Genomic DNA, 2476 nt, shown 5'->3' on the forward strand with positions numbered 1-2476 from the left:
CCCGGGATATCGGCATAGTCGAGCCACTGGGCATCGACATCGGCGAACTCATGGTTCCACTCGGCGCGGATGCGCGGGGTGATCGAACCGAAGCTCACCTTCTGGCGATATTCGAGGCGCCCGCCCAGCGTGCCGGTGACCGAGCGCACCTGGCGTGCATCGAAGCGCAGGTTGTAGCGCCCGGCGCCGCTTTCCGCATAGGCGTCGAGGTCCGCATCGAGATACTCGGCGCGGCCATAGAGCGACCATTGCAGCGGGCCGCCCGCCCGGTCGATGCCGAGCGAGATCGCGGCGACCGTGTAGCTGCCGTCCCGGCTGCCGCGCGCCGTCGCGTTCACCGCCGCGGCAAGCCGCCGGGTGGTGAAGTCGAGCTGGCCGCGGCCGACCATGCCGTCGATGAACGTGCCGCTGGCCGGCTGGATGCTGGCATAGGCGGCATAGATGGTGCTGGTGCCGCGCACCTGCGCCGCCGTGCCGATCTTGCTCAGGTCATTGCCATAGCCGCCACCCAGGCCGACGAGGATATCGTCGGACAGCTTGATGTCGGCCCCGGCGCTGAGGCCCGCGGTGGTGGCGGTGATCTTGCTGCGATCGGTGCGCTTGTCGCGCGTGCCGATGTCGATGGCACCGCCCGCCCAGGTCGCCACCGACCCGTTCCGGCGCTTGCCGTCCTCATCGACACCCGAGGCCGCCCTGGCCGGCCCTGCCGTGCCGCCGACCCCGCCCGTGGTCGCGACCGTGCGGCCATAGCCGAGCTGGTCGGCCCGCGAGAGCGGCGACTGCGGGTTGTTGGCGAACTGGCCGATCGCCGGATCCTCGCCCGAGACGCGCATCCGGTCGGTGATGGCGAGGCCCCAGTTCTTGTCGTCGGGCCGCTGCAGCGCCATCGTGCCGTCGCGCGAGCCGAGCGTCACGCCCATGGCGAGGCCGGTCGCGCCGCCCCCGTTGTGGAGCTGCTCGGTGCGCCGCATGAAGTTGGACACCTGTGCCCGGGCGAAGCGGCGTGCCGTCTCGGCCTGGGCATCGCTGATCGCCGCGATATCCGGATCGTTGCGCGGATCGGGGCGGGCCTGGACGGTGAGCGTCACGGTCGACGGCGCCGAGGCACCGAAGATATTGCTCAGCGTGAAGTTGACCACGATCTGCCCGCCGAATCGGTTGTTCGGCGTCACGTCGAGACGATAGGTGCCGTTGCCCGCCGCCACGATCGTGGTGGTCGCCGAATTGGCCGGCGAGATGCTGACCACGGTCGCGCCGGTGATCGGCCCGCGCGTGGCGCCGTCGGTGAGCATCACCGACACCATCTGGCCATCGCCCGCCGTCGCGGTCTTGGGCGTCGCGATCGGCACCTGGCCGACCACGGTGATCGTCACCGTGCCCGGTGCCGAAGTGCCGCCCGGGCCGGTCGCGGTGAAGGTGAAGCTGTCGGTGCCGGCATAATTGGCCGCCGGGGTATAGGTCGCGACATAGGGCGAGACCGGTGCCACCGCGGTCGGCGTCAGGCTCGGCCCTGCCCCGCCGCTCAGCGTGACCGTGCCGTGCGCCGGCTGGCTGGCGATCTGGATCGAACTATAGACGCCGGTGACCAGCGACGAGAGGTTGATCTGGACGCTGGTGCCCGCCGTGGTGGTGCTGCCCGGCACCGTGCCGGTGCCCGGCGCCGCGCTCGGCGGCGGCGGGGTGGCAACCGTCAGGCCCACCGTCGCCGCGGCCGAAGTGCCGCCAGGGCCGGTCACGGTATAGGCGAAGCTGTCCGCGCCGTAATAGCCGGTGGTCGGGACATAGGTCACGACATCGCCGCTCACCGTCGCGGTGCCGTGCGTCGGCGCCGTGCTGATCGTGATCGCCGAATGCACGCCGGTGATCGAGGGCGCGAGATCGATCGCGGTGCCCGCGCTGTTATAGCCCACCGCCACGCCGGTCTTGTCCGCCGCCACCGGTGCCGGCGGGTTCGCCACCGTGATGCTCACCGTCGCCGGCGCCGAAGTGCCGCCGGGGCCGGTCGCCGTGAAGGTGAAGCTGTCCGCGCCATAATAGGTCGCGGCCGGGGTGTAGGTCACCACATCGCCCGCGATCGTCACCGTGCCATGCGCCGGTGCCGTGCCGATCGTGATGGCCGAATGGACGCCGGTGATCGAGGTGCTGAGGTCGATCGCGGTGCCGGTGCTTGCATAGGGCACCGCCACGCCGCTCTTGTCGGTCGAGACCGGTGCGGGCGGCAGGCCCACAGTGATGCTCACCGTCGCCGGCGCCGACGTGCCGCCAGGACCGGTCGCGGTGTAGGTGAAGCTGTCCGCGCCGTAATAGGTCGCCGCCGGGGTGTAGGTCACCACATCCCCCGCGATCGTCACCGTGCCATGCGCCGGCGCCGTGCCGATCGCGATCGCCGAATGGACGCCCGTGATCGAGGCAGAGAGGTCGATCGCCGTGCCGCTGCCCGCATAAGGCACCACCACGCCGGTCTTGTCCGCGGCCA

Annotated in this window: 1 protein-coding gene; it reads right to left on the reverse strand. The window is 70.9% G+C overall.

Features of this window, described 5'->3' with window-relative positions:
- Positions 1–2476: Ig-like domain-containing protein (locus HNP52_RS22920; protein WP_184171492.1), on the reverse strand; the 2476-nt coding region annotated here is incomplete at both ends.

This window comes from Sphingomonas kyeonggiensis (assembly GCF_014204495.1).
GTDB lineage: Bacteria > Pseudomonadota > Alphaproteobacteria > Sphingomonadales > Sphingomonadaceae > Sphingomonas > Sphingomonas kyeonggiensis_A.